At 65.5% G+C, this 13725-nt stretch carries 13 protein-coding genes, 2 pseudogenes and 1 riboswitch; of the genes and pseudogenes, 8 read left to right on the plus strand and 7 right to left on the minus strand.

Annotation, left to right across the window (positions count from 1 at the left end; all coding sequences use genetic code 11):
* Window positions 1-44 precede the first annotated feature (44 nt).
* Genes ACYQPG_RS31365 through uraD form a run of 4 tightly spaced genes read left to right on the plus strand, consistent with a single transcriptional unit; the run spans window position 45 to window position 2895 of the window.
* Complete coding sequence (locus ACYQPG_RS31365; RefSeq protein ID WP_461232822.1) at window positions 45-1412, plus strand: MFS transporter; 1368 nt, start codon at window positions 45-47, stop codon at window positions 1410-1412.
* Between the two features lie 24 nt (window positions 1413-1436).
* Entirely contained in the window at window positions 1437-1961 is a 525-nt protein-coding gene (gene uraH, locus ACYQPG_RS31370) for a hydroxyisourate hydrolase (protein ID WP_461232823.1), read from the plus strand.
* A gap of 55 nt (window positions 1962-2016) precedes the next feature.
* Window positions 2017-2370 carry a hydroxyisourate hydrolase gene (gene uraH / locus ACYQPG_RS31375; protein ID WP_147910287.1) on the plus strand — a complete coding sequence of 118 codons (354 nt, stop codon included), beginning with the start codon at window positions 2017-2019 and terminating at the stop codon, window positions 2368-2370.
* A 6-nt stretch (window positions 2371-2376) separates the two neighbouring features.
* Complete coding sequence (gene uraD, locus ACYQPG_RS31380; RefSeq protein WP_461232824.1) at window positions 2377-2895, plus strand: 2-oxo-4-hydroxy-4-carboxy-5-ureidoimidazoline decarboxylase; 519 nt, start codon at window positions 2377-2379, stop codon at window positions 2893-2895.
* 49 nt (window positions 2896-2944) lie between these two features.
* Here uraD and ACYQPG_RS31385 read toward each other — a convergent pair whose 3' ends face one another.
* Window positions 2945-3361 carry a DUF3830 family protein gene (locus ACYQPG_RS31385; RefSeq protein ID WP_461232825.1) on the minus strand — a complete coding sequence of 139 codons (417 nt, stop codon included), beginning with the start codon at window positions 3359-3361 and terminating at the stop codon, window positions 2945-2947.
* 96 nt (window positions 3362-3457) lie between these two features.
* Window positions 3458-3709, minus strand: a pseudogene (locus ACYQPG_RS31390) (C4-dicarboxylate transporter DctA); the annotation flags it as partial.
* On the opposite strand from ACYQPG_RS31390, the pseudogene ACYQPG_RS31395 reads away from it, so the two are divergent.
* A pseudogene (locus ACYQPG_RS31395) lies at window positions 3709-4427 on the plus strand (IS5 family transposase); the annotation flags it as partial. The pseudogenes ACYQPG_RS31390 and ACYQPG_RS31395 sit on opposite strands and share 1 nt — an antisense overlap.
* A gap of 77 nt (window positions 4428-4504) precedes the next feature.
* Here ACYQPG_RS31395 and ACYQPG_RS31400 read toward each other — a convergent pair.
* Window positions 4505-5029: a hypothetical protein gene (locus ACYQPG_RS31400; protein ID WP_461232826.1), complete on the minus strand. Its 525-nt coding sequence runs from the start codon at window positions 5027-5029 to the stop codon at window positions 4505-4507.
* 537 nt (window positions 5030-5566) lie between these two features.
* Between ACYQPG_RS31400 and ACYQPG_RS31405 the strand changes: the two genes are divergently transcribed.
* Window positions 5567-7003, plus strand: coding sequence for an 8'-apo-carotenoid 13,14-cleaving dioxygenase (locus ACYQPG_RS31405; protein ID WP_461232827.1), 1437 nt, complete (start codon window positions 5567-5569; stop codon window positions 7001-7003).
* A gap of 319 nt (window positions 7004-7322) precedes the next feature.
* On the opposite strand, the gene ACYQPG_RS31410 is transcribed toward ACYQPG_RS31405, so the two are convergent.
* Window positions 7323-8477, minus strand: a complete 1155-nt coding sequence (locus tag ACYQPG_RS31410) for a DUF1624 domain-containing protein (RefSeq protein WP_461232828.1) — start codon at window positions 8475-8477, stop codon at window positions 7323-7325.
* Window positions 8478-8503: 26 nt separating this feature from the next.
* Window positions 8504-10669, minus strand: coding sequence for a TonB-dependent siderophore receptor (locus tag ACYQPG_RS31415; protein WP_461232916.1), 2166 nt, complete (start codon window positions 10667-10669; stop codon window positions 8504-8506).
* A 53-nt stretch (window positions 10670-10722) separates the two neighbouring features.
* Window positions 10723-10931: riboswitch (cobalamin riboswitch) on the minus strand.
* A 641-nt stretch (window positions 10932-11572) separates the two neighbouring features.
* Here ACYQPG_RS31415 and ACYQPG_RS31420 point away from each other — a divergent pair.
* Window positions 11573-11866, plus strand: a complete 294-nt coding sequence (locus tag ACYQPG_RS31420; RefSeq protein WP_461232829.1) for a hypothetical protein — start codon at window positions 11573-11575, stop codon at window positions 11864-11866.
* 52 nt (window positions 11867-11918) lie between these two features.
* Here ACYQPG_RS31420 and ACYQPG_RS31425 read toward each other — a convergent pair whose 3' ends face one another.
* The gene (locus ACYQPG_RS31425; protein WP_461232830.1) at window positions 11919-12053 is read right to left on the minus strand and encodes a hypothetical protein; all 135 of its coding nucleotides are present in this window, start codon (window positions 12051-12053) and stop codon (window positions 11919-11921) included.
* Between the two features lie 130 nt (window positions 12054-12183).
* Complete coding sequence (locus ACYQPG_RS31430; RefSeq protein WP_461232831.1) at window positions 12184-13062, minus strand: alpha/beta fold hydrolase; 879 nt, start codon at window positions 13060-13062, stop codon at window positions 12184-12186.
* Window positions 13063-13193: 131 nt separating this feature from the next.
* On the opposite strand from ACYQPG_RS31430, the gene ACYQPG_RS31435 reads away from it, so the two are divergent.
* Window positions 13194-13571, plus strand: coding sequence for a winged helix-turn-helix transcriptional regulator (locus ACYQPG_RS31435; RefSeq protein WP_461232832.1), 378 nt, complete (start codon window positions 13194-13196; stop codon window positions 13569-13571).
* Window positions 13572-13725: the final 154 nt, after the last annotated feature.

Below are 13725 nucleotides of genomic sequence, written 5' to 3' on the forward strand. Positions count from 1 at the left end.
TATCCCTCGACACGGGTGATGTGTCTGATCTTTAGGGGGGATCGATGGCTATCCAGTCGTACTCAGACTCTGATGCGCCGGCCTTCAATCCGCCTGCTACGCTCGATAGCACTTACCGTCGGATTACCCTGCGGCTGCTGCCGTTCCTGATGGCCCTCTGGGTCCTATCCTGGATCGACCGGGTGAACATCGGCTTCGCCAAGCTTCAGATGCTGGCCGATCTCAAATTCAGCGAGACCGTCTACGGCATCGGCGCCGGCATATTCTTCATCGGCTATTTTATCTGCGAGGTGCCAAGCAACCTCATGCTGGAATACGTTGGTGCCCGCAAGACAATCGCGCGGATCACCTTCCTGTGGGGCATATGCTGCGTGGCGATAATGTTCGTCACAACGCCGGCGTTCTTCTACGTGCTGCGCTTCTTCCTCGGAGTGTTCGAGGCCGGTTTCTATCCCGGGGTGATCCTCTTCCTGACCTACTGGTACCCGAGCGAGCGGCGCGCCAAGGTGTTCGGCTTGTTCATGTCGGCCTCGGCACTGGCCGGCGTCATCGGCGGTCCGCTCGCCGGCGGCATCCTCAACGGTATGAATGGCGTCAACGGCTGGGCGGGCTGGCAGTGGGTGTTCCTGCTGGAGGGCATCCCGTCGATCCTCGCGGGCGTCGTCACGCTGCTCTACCTTACCGACCGGCCGTCCAAGGCCAACTGGTTGACGCCCGAGCAGCGGTCGCTGGTCGAGGCCGACCTAGCCCGCGACGCCGCAGCCCAGGGCCCGCGCGAGCACCGCATCCTCGCCTCGCTGAAGGATGTTCGTGTCTGGCAATGCATCGCAATCTTCTTTTGCATCGTCACGGCGAACTCGGCGCTGACCTTCTTTGGGCCCAGCGTGGTGCGTGACGCCGGCTTCACCGATCCGCTCACCGTCGGCTGGATCATGTCGGCGGCCTACCTTTTCGGCGGTGCCGGGATGATCCTCAACGGGCGCGACTCCGATCGTACGGGGGAGGCACGCCTGCATTGCGGTGTGGCGGCGTTCCTGGGCGCCGCCGCGATCGCGCTGACCGGCCTCCTCGTATCGAGTGCGCCCATCCTTGCGATGATCGCGCTCGCGGTAGGGATCGTCGGCACGATGAGCGCGATCCCCGTCTTCTGGCAGATCCCGGGGCGCTTCCTGGCAGGTTCGGCCGCGGCAGCTGGCATCGCGCTCATCAACTCGGTGGCAAACCTCGCGGGCTTCGGCGCCCCGGCGGTGATGGGCTATCTACGCGAGCACACCGGCTCGGTCTCGATCGGCCTATGGATCGTCGCGGCCGTCGAGGCGCTCTCACTCGCGCTGATCCTCGCCTTCGTCCCGCCCGCGACCCCGGAACTGGAGCAGCGCGCTTCGTCCCGCGCCGCGCACGAGCCGGCGTAAACTCACTGCCATCAGGAGCCAACCTTGGATCATCCCTCAAACCGATCCGAACTGACGCGGCGCAGCCTCGTAGGCGTCGGCCTCAGCACCGTGGCGGTGGCGTCCGCAAGCACGGCGATGGCGCAGGGCGCACCCACGAGCTCTCCGGCCAAACCCGGCGCGCCGACCACCGCCCCGACTTCACAGACCGGCCTCTCTCCGCGGTTGACCCTGCACGCCATCGACAATTTTCATGGCACGCCCGCCGCCGGCATGGTCTGCGACCTCGCGATGCTCGATGGCGAAGGCTACAAGCCACTCAAAATCATCACCACTACGGCAACCGGGCGCCCGGCCGACCCGGTGCTTGTCGATGACGCCTTCAAAGCTGGCCACTACGAGCTGGTGATGCATTTCGAGGAATACTTCTCAAAGCTCGGCGTAAAGCTACCCAGCCCGAACTTCCTGAGCCTCGTGCCGATCCGCTTCCAGATCCACGATGCCGGCCAGCGTTACCACCTGCCGGTGCTGCTCACGCCCTGGGGCTATTCGTACTATAGCGGCAGCTGAGATCGGCACCGTCCGAACGGATAGACCCCATCCCTCGCTCAGGACACCGAAGATCATGGCCGGCATCTCGACCCACGTCCTCGACACCGACCGCGGCCGTCCCGCCAGCGGGGTGCGCATCGACTTCTCGATGATGGAGGACGGCAAGTGGCGCTTGGTGAAGAGCGTCGTTACCAACGCCGATGGGCGCACCGACAAGCCGATCCTGCCCGGCGACGAGGCCAAGGTCGGCCAGTACGAGCTGGTGTTCCACGTCACCGACTACCTGAAGGCTCGGTCTGGCACGGCCGAGGCCGACATTTTCATCGACGACCCCGTGGTGCGCTTCGCGATCTTCGACGCCAAGCAGCATTACCACGTGCCGATGCTGTGCGCGCCGGGCAGCTTCACTACCTACCGCGGCAGCTGAGGCCCCGTGCCCGACATCGCCAAGATCAACGGGCTGGAGCGGGACGCCTTCGTCGTCCTACTCGGTGGGGTGTTCGAGCACGCCGCCTGGGTGGCGGAGGCCGCTTGGCTGGGCCGCCCCTTCGCCAGCGTCTCGGATTTGCACGCGACGATGATGGCTGCGGTACGCGCCGCCCCGCCAGATCGGCGTCTGGCTTTCCTCAACGGTCATCCGGAACTCGCTGGCTTGGAGGCGCGGGCGAAGAGCATGACCGCCGAGTCCGTGAGCGAGCAGGGCGCGGCAGGGCTCGACCGGATGCCGCAGCAGGACGCGGACGCCTTCGATCGGTTGAACCCGGCCTATCGAAAGAAATTCGGCTTCCCGTTCATCGTTGCCGTGCGTGGCCGGGACCGAAGCGAGATCCTCGCGCTGTTCGAGGCGCGCCTCTTGTGCTCGCGGGACGAGGAGGCGTCTGCCGTCCTCGATGAGATCGCCGCAATCACGCGGATGCGGCTCAATCGGCTAGTGAGCGAGGCAAGTATCTGATCCACTATATAGTGGCCGATACCGCCCATCCGATAAGAAGATTTGTTAATTATTCATCTATCTCGAAAACAATCGGTTGAGCGCCCTGCCACAGCGCCATCTCGCCGAGCTTACGCAGGTTCTCCAAGCCAGAAGTCAACGTGAGGAAATGGTTGCCCGCGAGCTGGCCCATCTTCGAAGCAAAATGCACGCCGCCGTAGGCAAGTAGGATCTCAGTCTCGCTGATCCCACCGGGATAAAGAATGATCTGTCCCGGTGCCGGGTAACTGGTGTGGTTCTCGTAGCCAACACCGAAATCGTAGTCCCCAAGCGGCATCCACACACCTTCGCCGCTCCAGCGGACGTGTACCGCCTGGGTCTTGAACGGCATGCGCGTGCGGAACGCCGCGCAAGTCTTGGGCGCAACTTCTTCCTCAAACCGCGCCTCAAATACGAACGGCCCGGCCGTCACGCGCAAATCGCCCATCTGCTGCTCTCTTCGCCTTACCGGTAACGGTTATAGGCCCGAGTGGGGCCGATCGCCCACCATCCCTGATTGGGTGGCGGGCGATGTGAATGAGATTCAGGCAAGCTGCTCGCCCGCCGAGATGACCGCAATATCGGATGGCGGGTTGTCGAGCACCGCCCGCGCCCGCGCCTTATCCAGGTCGCCCTCCCAGGCGGCCACGACGACGGTGGGAACGCAATTGCCAATCAGGTTGCTGACTGCACGTGCCATGCCGATGAACCAGTCCACCAATAGGACCAGCACGAGGCCGATTGCAGGGATCGAGGGAACCGCGCTCAAGGTAGCCGCTAGGATCACGATGGCTGAAAGGCGGTCGCCGCCCGATCGAGAATCGGGCCGCGCTGACCGGCATCCTGTTCGTGCTGCGCTCGGGCCTGCCCTGGGAGATGCTGCCGGCCGAGATGGGCTGTGGCTCCGGGATGAGTTGCTGGCGGCGTCTGCGCGACTGGCAAGAGGCGGGCGTCTGGGCGCATCGGCATCAGGTGCTGCTGGAGCGTCTGCACGCGGTCGGGCAAATCGACTGGAGCCGGGCCAGCCTGGACAGTGCGTCTGTCCCGGCCAAAAAAGGGGCTCTGCCACCGGCCCGAACCCGACGAACCGGGGCAAGCCGGGCACGAAGCGCCACCTTGTCACCGATGCGCGCGGTACGCCGCTTGGCTTCTGCCTGAGCGGGACCAACCGGCACGACAACCCGGTGCTGGCCCCGACGCTCGACGCTATCCCACCCCTGCGCAGCGGACGGCGTGGACGCCCGCGTCGGCGGCCCAGCAAGCTGCACGCCGACAAGGCCTAAAATGCCAAGGTCCGACGCCAGGAGTGCCGCACATGCGGGATGAGGCCGCGCATCACCCGGAAAGATATCGAGAGCAGCGAGAAGCTCGGGCGTCATCGCTGGGTGGTGGAGCGGATCCATGCTTGGTTCAACCGCTTCCCCCGGTTGCCCATTCGCTACGAGCGGCGCGCCGACATCTACCAGGCCTTCACCAGCCTCGCCGCAAGCCTCATCACCTTCAACCAGATCAGAGCGTTGGTACGCGTTTTAAGGCGGGATTCGCCCCATGGATCAGGTGGCCTCACCGGCTGTGGCCCCGCCCGCCGCTCCTACCGGTTTGGCAATCCCCGCAGCTGACGCTCGCGACGGATGCTGTCGGCCTGGGCCATAATCTGCTTTCGAAGGCCTTCGAGACCGTTTCGCGTCTTTTCGTGCTCCGGACTAGCCAGCGACGGATCGGGATAGAGCCGGTCCCATTCCAGGACCATTAAGATCGTACTCGCCAGCTTCGTGACGTCGCCGAAGGCATATTCATTGACCGGCCGCCCGATCGTCTCGATGAGCGCGGCGAAAAGGGCCGGGTGCCCCGTCTGATCAAGATCGCGATGTGCCGCCAGGTAGCTGCGATAGCGCAACTGTCCAGCATAGAACCAGAACGTCGCCTCGTCTCCGCGGCCCGCCCCGAGAAGGGGCTGCGCCTTCGCCATCACGTCGCTCGGGGGAAGACTTGCAGCGGCTTCGGCGCCATCGAGCAGTTTGATCCCCTGTGCCGTCGCCGGGAGGGCCGTCAAGGAGGCCCACAGCGCAGCGATCGACAACGCGCCGCCACGGAGCCAGGATCTGCGATCCACCATGCTGCACGTCCTTCCTTCTGCCGACAGTCCGGCTTCACGACTGGGCTTCGGCGGGCCCCTTATCTCCGGCTTGGGGCAGACGGTTCTGTTAGTCAGTCTTGAGTGCGCCCGCTCTGCCTCGCGAGCATGCCGAGCCGCCGCGTTCGGAAGGCAGTCGAGGACGTCACAAACCTGCTCGTGCCCGTGATAGAGCTAGCCAGGGCGGACGGGATTATCGCGGTGATCGGGTTCGAAACGGGGGACAATCGCGACGCGATCGGCTCGCCGCGGGGTCTCACGCTGGCCTGCGCCTCGGCTGAAGATCAGTGCGACTTGGCATCCTGCCAAGCGGCGTTGCCGCAGGCTGCTATCAGAGGCCGACCCAGCCGTCGACGTGGTGCAACAGTTTGTTCGGTTGGCCGACCGTAGGGATACAACGTTGACCAGAGTGTCGCGTCGTCCCTTATGGACAGACCTGTCATTCTCGTTCGGTAACGGGGGGCGCCCCCGTCACGAAGGACCTCGTGCTTCATCCACACCGCCCCGAGGCAGCGACCGATGCCGAACTTTATCGAGTCGAGCCTGCGCACCGCCGCTGAGGGGCTCGTAGCATTGGTGGCAGCCTGCAGCCGACTACGCCTGCCGGGGACGCCGCACCCCTTTGTCGTTGGTGTCCACGCGCCAATGCGTGAGGAACTGACGCTTTGGAACTTACCGGTAACCGGGACGATCCCGGCCGGGCTTGATGGGCGCTATCTCAAGATGGGCGCCAACCCTGCTCGCCCGACGACGCGCGGTCACGATTGGTTCCTTGGCGACGGCATGGTGCATGGTCTATGTATCGAGAGCGGTAAAGCGCTGTGGTACCGCAACCGCTGGATCGGCTCGCGCGCGGCGTCCGCGGCGCTTGGCCGAACCGCCGCCCCCGGGCCGCGCCGGGGTGATGATACCGTCAACACCAACGTCGTCGAGATCGGCGGCCGCGCCTTCGCCGTGGTCGAGGCCGGCAGCTACCCTGTGGCGCTGTCAGAGGACCTGGAAACCCAACGCTACGATCCGTTCGACGGAACGCTTGCCGGATCCTTCACGGGACACCCGCACCGCGACCCGGCGACCGGCGAGACACATGCCATCGCCTACGACGGCCGCGTCTGGGACCGCGTGCGCCACGTCGTCATCTCGCCCGCCGGTCGCGTCGTGCGAGACGTGTCGATCCCGGTCGAGCACGGCCCCTGCATCCACGATTGCGCGATCACCGCGCGCTTCGCGGTCGTGCTGGATCTGCCCGTCACCTTCTCGATGCGGGCTGTGCTGGCCGGCCACCGCTTCCCGTTCCGTTGGAACCCCACCCACAACGCCCGCGTCGGCCTGCTCCCCCGGCACGGCACCGCTGCCGACATCACGTGGTGCACGGTGGAGCCATGCTTCGTCTTCCACGTCGCCAACGGCTACGACACCACGGACGGGCAGGTGGTCCTCGACGTCATTGCGTACGAGACGGTGTTCGCCTCGGCCGGTGGCGGCTTCGACGCACCCGGACGGCTGGAGCGCTGGACCGCCGACCCCACGACGGGGCGGGTCGATCGGCAGATGATCGACCCCGCGGCGCAGGAGTTCCCCCGGATCGACGAGCGCCTATTGGGGCAGCCCCACCGATACGTCTACACGGGCTCAGTCCCCGCCGACGGCAACACGCAGCTCGTCGGCGCGACACGGCTCTACAAACACGATTTGGCGACCGGGGAGCGGCGCACGCACGAGTTCGGCGCCGCCCGTGTCCCGGGTGAGTTCGTATTCGTGCCGGCGGGGCCAGAGGCTGGCGAGGACAAGGGGTGGCTCGTCGGGCTCGTCATCGACACAGCGAGCGACACGACGGATTTCACCGTCCTCGACGCGCACGCGTTCGAGGCGCCGCCCGTCGCTACAGTCCACCTCGGGCATCGGATCCCACCAGGCTTCCACGGAAACTGGTTTCCAAAGCATTGCGCCGGGTGACTGTTGCCGGGCTCTTGGGGCGCCGGCGCGCGTTCACGTGCAAGAGCGTGCGATAGCCCACCTCGCCGCCCTCTGATGCAGCGGGTGTGGTTCGGCTCATTTGCGTAGGGCTGGAGGATCTCGTCGAGCAGGGTGGCGCGCTCGTCGCTGTGTTTCCGGCAAGCGATCCGTCCCGGCCGGGACGGCGAGCCGGCATCGGTTGATGCCGAAATTTGCCGCCCGCGCGCGGAGCAATGAGATCAACCGCAGGGTCGCCGTAGCCATAACTTGAATGCTCAGACGAAGAACGGGACACCCGGCTTCAATCACGCTCAAAGAACTAAAGATACTTGAGCCATGCGATATCGTGTCGAGCCGCCTTGACGCGCGAGAACCATGCTGTCGGCCAATAGAGTGGCGCGATCAGTCCGACATACCAGAGGACCACCCAGCCATAATTCGCGACGCCGAACACGGCGCCCTGCGTCGTCCCCCAGATGGCGACGGCGCCATGGTACAGGAGCCGCAGAATCGTGAGGTGGAGCAGGTAGAAGAACAACGGCGCTCCGCCGAACACCGCCAAAGCCGCGACGACCGAAGCTTCGCGCATCCGTTCCAGCGCGACGAGGAGCAGCGCTCCGATCCCGAGCGTCAGCAGCAGGAACAGCAGCGATGGCGGATACTTCGTGAGCGCGAGGAAGCTCATCGTGGTCCGGAGCGCATCGCCTTCGACCACGAACCAGGGCTTGTCGCCGTAGCCGTTCACCAGCCGCAGCACCGCGAACGCGACGAGCATCAAGCAGCCGAGAGCCATGAACCGGCGCTCGCGAGTGCGTTCCGCGACGCTCGGCAGGAACCACGGGCCAATCGCATAGCCGAGCACGATCACGCCGATCCATGGGATCACCGGATAGGTCGTCTTGGCGACCAGACCCAACGGCAACGCGATCACGTCGCGTTGGTGCAGCATCGCCCAGACCGGGAAGAGCGGTTGATCCGGCTGGAGGTGGATAGGGTCGAGGAGGTTATGGCTGCAGACGATCAACAGCCCCACCGCGAACAGAGCCGGGCGTGGCAGACCGATCAGGGCCGCCAGGACGATCATGCAGACGCCGATGCACCAGATGACTTGCAGCCACAGCGTCGGACTGGCCACGCCCCAGTACAGTTCCGACAGGTAGAGGACCTCCAGCGCCATCAGCACGAGGCCACGCTTCAGCAGGTAGGCCCGCGTCTCGGCCAGCGTGTGCCGGGTACCGAACAGGAATGCGGCAACGCCGGTCAGCGCGATGAAGATGGGCGCGCACAGGCTGACGACGAGCCGAGCCAGGGCCACGGCTGGCAGGGCGGTTCGGGCGTCGATGGGGTCGGCCACGGCCACGTGCAGGAACCAGGTCTCGCGCAGGTGGTCGAGGAGCATCAGCACCATCACCAGCCCGCGCAGGGCATCAATGGAGCCGATGCGGCCTGACGCGGCCGGTGCGCACGCCGACACCTTGGACGTTCCGGGATGCACCCTCATCAGAACCGTGCCGTCATGCTCACGGTGACCCGCCGAGGCTCGCCGACGCCGACCCAGAAGGTGTTGTAGGAGCGCTCGTAGTAGGTCGCGTCGAATATGTTGTCGACGTTGAGCCCGAAGCGCAGGTTCTCGTAGCGGTAGTAGGCCAGCGCGTCCGTCAGGATGTAACCCGGCAAGCGGAAGCTCTCGACGCCGGTGTCGCCGAGCCGCGAGCCGACCGCCCGGAACCCACCGCCGATCCCAAAACCGTTCCAGTCGCCCGCCTGGATCTCGTAGATGCCGAGCAGCGAGCCGCTATGGCGCGGGATGTTGAGCAGCGGCGAGCCGACCCGAAGCACCTCGTCGCGGGTGACCGCCGCGTCGATGAAGGCATAGCCGCCGATCACCCGGAACTCCGGCGTGACCTGCCCGACCAGGCTGACGTCGAAGCCCTGGCTGCGCACCGCCCCGGCGGCGATCTGGAAGAAGAAGTCCGCCGGGTCGGTGGTGAGCACGTTCTCCTTCTCGATGTGGAAGGCGGCGGCCGTCACGCTGAGGCCGTCGAACAGGTCGAGCTTGGTCCCAACCTCGTAGGCGAACCCGGTCTCGGGCGCGAAGGGCCGCGACGCGCTGTCGAAGCCGGTGTTCGGGCGGAACGAGGCGGCGACGTTGCCGTAGAGCGCCAGGAACGACAGCGGCTGGTAGACGAGGCCGGCGCGGGGCGAGAAGCCGGTGCGGTCCTGCTCGGTCCGTTCGTTCGCGACCTTGTCCCGGAAGGTCTGGTTGTAGAAGTCGGTGCGGTTGCCCAGCAGCAACTTCCATTCCGGGCTGAGCGCGATCTGGTCCTGGAGGTAGATTGCCGTGTTGCCGACGTTCTCGCTGGCGCTGTAGCGGCGCGTGAACGGAGGCTTGGCCTGCCCGTAGATGGGGTCGAACAGGTCTATGGCGAAGGGGTCGAGGCGCGGGGTCGAGCGCAGCAGGTTCTCGGTGCTGTTGTAGCGCTCGTGCTCCAGGCCGAGCAGCAGGGTGTGAGCGATGGGCCCGGTCTCGAAGCGCCCGACGAGTTCGGCCTGGCCGATGGCGACGCCCCAGGTGAAGTCGTGCCGGCGGAACTCGCGCAAGAGCGTACGCCCGTCGTCGAGGATGCCGGTCGCGCCGGTCTGCAGGCCGGTCAGGCTTCCGGTGTTGAGGTGCGTGGCAACTCGCAAATGCCAGTCGGTGTTTAAGGCGTGCTCCAGCCGCACCTGCAGGAGCGCGCTCTCGGACACGGAATCGTCGCCCGGCTCGCCGAAGAAGCGCGAGCGCGGGACGAGGCCGAGGCGGTTGTTCACCGCGACTGTGCCCCGGTCGAAGGTCTGGCGGTTGCGCAGGTACTGCGCCTCGAACGTAATCTTGGTATCGGGCGTGACCTGCCAGCTCACCACGGGCGCCAAGAGCACCCGGTCGCCGCCGACGAAGTCGCGAAAGCTGTCCTGGCGGGCGAGGACGCCGTTGAAGCGGTAGAGCACGCTGCCGTCTTCGCTCAGTGCGCCGCCGGCATCGACCGTGGTGCGGGCTGTGCCGAAGCTGCCGAATAGCGTGCCCATCTCGACGAAGGGTCGGGCTACGGGCTGCTTGGTCAGGATGTTGACGGTCCCGCCCGGATCGCTGCGACCGTAGAGGGCGCCGGCCGGGCCCTTCAGGACCTCGATGGACTGGACGTTCTGGGTGTCGGGGGCGCCATTGTAGCCGCGGGCGATGTTGAAGCCATTGAAGAAAATGTCCTGGGTTGCGAATCCCCGAACGGAGTAGAGGGCGAGGTTCTGGGCGCCAAAATCGTTCTGCTTTCCGACCCCGGGCACGTAGTCGAGCGCGCGCTCGACGCGGGTCGCGGCTGTGTCAATCAGGACTTCCCGGGGGATCACGTCGACCTGCTGCGGCAGGTCGAAGCGGGGCGTGATCGTCTTGGTGCCGCTGTAGAGCTCCGGCACCCGGTAGGTCGGCGTGGCGGTAAGGGTACCCTCGACCGAGAGCGCGTCGAGGACCACGGCGGCCTCTTCGGACCGTGCGGCCTGCGCGCTGGCAAGGGAGGGAAACGCACAGGCGAGCGCCAGCACGGGCAGGATCGGGATCGACGCGGAACAGGACAAAGCGGACGGCCTCGGGCAACGGCAGTGGCACGTCACCGCGAACGAGGCCGAAGCCATACGCACGCGCATGCTTCCGCACCCGCCGGGGCACCCCGCCCAGCGCGTTTCGCGTGTGACCACGACTGACGGCAGGTCTCCTGGCTCGCGGGTCGTTGCCCTTCACCGTCTTCCCGAGCGAGGCGGCTCAGTGACGTCGGTGGTGAAGGGCTCGCCGCTTACAGTTGCGGGGGCAGCCGCGGCTTCGGATCGACCCTCACGGACTGATCCTCACCGCGTTCCCTTTTGATCCCCAAAGGGAACCGTCATCGTCACCATCAGCTGCGTTGCTGGGTCGCGTCAACAAGAGATATGGGTTCTGTGTCGCAGTGTGTCTGTAGCGCGACAGAACGATCTCAAAGGCTGTTCCTATGCGATCGGCTCAAGGGACGCTGTCGATGTCCGCTTCCGAAAATTTGTCCGAGCCGGCTGAATGACCGGGATGGGCGCGAAGCCGACGGTCCGCTTCTGGGCGTAGACCCGACTTCCGCTGTCCACCCTTCGCGGAAGGCACCAAGCGTCCGAACTCGACCGCTAGATCGTCCGGAATCGACATCGGAAGAGGTGCGCCTGCGAACTGCCCGGAATGGTGGATGGGCAGCCGAATTACCGGCTTTTACCGGCCGTCCGGTAAATTACCAGAATCCGGGTAAAAACCGGTAGTTCGCCCGCGGCCGGGTGGGGAGCCGCATCGACCGAATGGTCAGGCGCCGAACGGAAGTCGCCGCGCGATCCATCGAAGCTCGTTCAAGCATCGTTCACGTCGGCGATCGGCCGTGTGATTTGCCGCTCCAGGCGACAACTGGAATATGCAAACTTCAAGATGCCGGCATTCACTTAAATTTGTCTGACGTAGTCTTACATCCGGCCTGCCGATACATACATCGCTGTCGCGGTAATGAGGCCGCACGGGAAACGAACATCATGATGTCGCGTGTCGCAATGGCCGCTCTGGCGGCAGGTACCTTGATGGTCGCCAGCCAGGCGGCCGAGGCGAAGGGCTGCATCAAGGGCGCGATCGTCGGCGGTATCGCCGGCCACTACGCCGGGCACGGCGTGATCGGCGCCATGGGGGGCTGCGCCGCCGGCCGGGCGCTGGCCAACCGCCAGGCGAAGAACCAGCAAGTCGTCGCGCCGTCGCGGCAGGCCGCCCCGCCCGCCACCGGTTCCGGCGTGGCACGTCCGGGCCAGGGTGCCGGCGGCTACGTCGGCTACTGAGAAGGACCGGGCGCCGCCGGGATGCGCGGCGCCCATCCCCCATCCTATCGGCTCAAACGTCTGCCTTGCTCTCGAGGATGCGCTTCCGCTGCTCGGGCGTGAGTATCGCCCCGAGACCGGTCATGGGTCGCGGCGGGTAGCGCCAGCGCAGGAAATGGAACTGCGCCCAGTCGTAGAGTCCGAGCATGTCTACTGTTCCAGGGACCTTGCTTGCAGTTCGAAGGCGCGCCTTCTGCCCCTGGAATGACGAGACGGGCATCAGCTTTCTGGTGCTCTCTGCATCCGAACGCAACGACCACGTACTGCGCAGCCCTGGATCAGATTCCGTCGATCCATGCCGTGATCGCGGCATTCACCTCGTCCGGGCGATCCTGCATGATCCAGTGCCCTGCACGATCCCAGGAATCCACCTTCGAAGCGGGGTGGGAGAACCACGGCTGCATGCGTCGAGCCTGTGCCGGGTCACGACACAGGTGGTAGAACGGCGTCGTGACGGTTCTCAGAAATCGCTCGCTTGGCGCGCCTGTTCCGACCTGATCGGATCCGACGAACAACGGGCCGAACGATTCCCGCACGACATGGGCCGGCATGCCTTGGACGCGGCGAGCGTGCCAGCGCCGGAGCGCAGCTGGCGTCGCCGTGTCGTACACGCTCTCGAATAGCGACGGAGCGACGATAGAAGGATCGCCGGTTTGCAGGTCGCGGGCGACTTTGCGGAACAGCGGTGCGGTTTCCTCCGCGAAGCCCAGGGATCCATCGATGGATACCACCGCCTCGATCAGGTCGGGCCGTCGGGCCGCCAGCCGGGCGGCGATCTGCCCGCCCATCGAATGGCCGACCAGAATGCACCGCTCGCCCTTGTACCTGCCTGCGATCAGCGCCTCGATATCCATGACGTAATCGGCAGGAAGATAGCGCCCGGACGGCGGAACCGCCGATCGACCATGACCGCGCAAGTCGACGGTGACGGTGCGATAGCGGGCCTCCAGAACGGGGAGCTGCCAGCTCCAGTCCTCCCCGTCCGCGGTCCAACCGTGAAGCAACATCACGTTGCGCCCCTTGCCGGTCTCCGTGGCAAATAGCTTTACAGGCGACGGCGTCGCTGCGATCGCTGCGCCCGGCAACGACGCCATGGCAATCGCACCGCGCGCGAACCCGAGGAGGCTGCGCCGTGAAAGGTCCGGTTCTGTCGGCATCGTCCGCTTCCATTCATTGGAGCCGCACGACATGCACGGCCGATCGCTTTTCAAAGCTGGCCCCTAAATATACGATGGATAGCTACGCTCAATTACGCACCTGCTAGTGCGTAGGTATATCGGAGTATATCTTGGCGACCGACGTCGATCACGTTTTCTTCGCCGACTGCGCGGCAAGATCTTTCTTTGATCAGGTCGCCAATAAATGGGCGGTGATGATTCTAACCATTCTCAGCGACAACCCTACGCGCTTCAACGAGATGAAGCGTCGGCTGGAAGGCATCACACACAAGGCCTTGGCGCAGGCGCTGCGACGGCTCGAGCGCAATGGCCTCATCGCCCGTCGGGTCCTGGCCACGTCGCCAGTCGCGGTGGAGTATTCGATCACCCCGCTGGGACGGACGCTGCAGGTTCCGTTCGGGGCCGTGTACGACTGGTCGATCAAGCATCTCGACGACCTCGAAGCGGCGAGGCGGGACTACGATGCCAGGAACGCGGATGCGTCGTGATCCTTCGGGTCGCGCCAGGGCGGCGACATCGACCCGGTCGCCGGGATGGGCCGGTCGCGGCCCGACCGGCATGGGATGAGTGCCCGGCACCTACCCCGCGTCGAAGCTGCCCCGGACCTCGCCGAGGAGGAAGTCTCCGAAGCTCGCGTAGAGA

It is taken from the genome of Methylobacterium sp. CM6246 (genome assembly GCF_054818005.1).

Bases quoted from the DNA above. Each gene is read 5' to 3' on its own strand.
- ACYQPG_RS31365 (WP_461232822.1), top strand. From the start codon at position 45: ATGGCTATCCAGTCGTACTCAGACTCTGATGCGCCGGCCTTCAATCCG.
- uraH (WP_147910287.1), top strand. From the start codon at position 2,017: ATGGCCGGCATCTCGACCCACGTCCTCGACACCGACCGCGGCCGTCCC.
- ACYQPG_RS31385 (WP_461232825.1), bottom strand. From the start codon at position 3,361: ATGGGCGATTTGCGCGTGACGGCCGGGCCGTTCGTATTTGAGGCGCGG.
- ACYQPG_RS31400 (WP_461232826.1), bottom strand. From the start codon at position 5,029: ATGGTGGATCGCAGATCCTGGCTCCGTGGCGGCGCGTTGTCGATCGCT.
- ACYQPG_RS31405 (WP_461232827.1), top strand. From the start codon at position 5,567: ATGCCGAACTTTATCGAGTCGAGCCTGCGCACCGCCGCTGAGGGGCTC.
- ACYQPG_RS31415 (WP_461232916.1), bottom strand. From the start codon at position 10,669: ATGGCTTCGGCCTCGTTCGCGGTGACGTGCCACTGCCGTTGCCCGAGG.
- ACYQPG_RS31420 (WP_461232829.1), top strand. From the start codon at position 11,573: ATGATGTCGCGTGTCGCAATGGCCGCTCTGGCGGCAGGTACCTTGATG.
- ACYQPG_RS31425 (WP_461232830.1), bottom strand. From the start codon at position 12,053: ATGCTCGGACTCTACGACTGGGCGCAGTTCCATTTCCTGCGCTGGCGC.
- ACYQPG_RS31430 (WP_461232831.1), bottom strand. From the start codon at position 13,062: ATGCCGACAGAACCGGACCTTTCACGGCGCAGCCTCCTCGGGTTCGCG.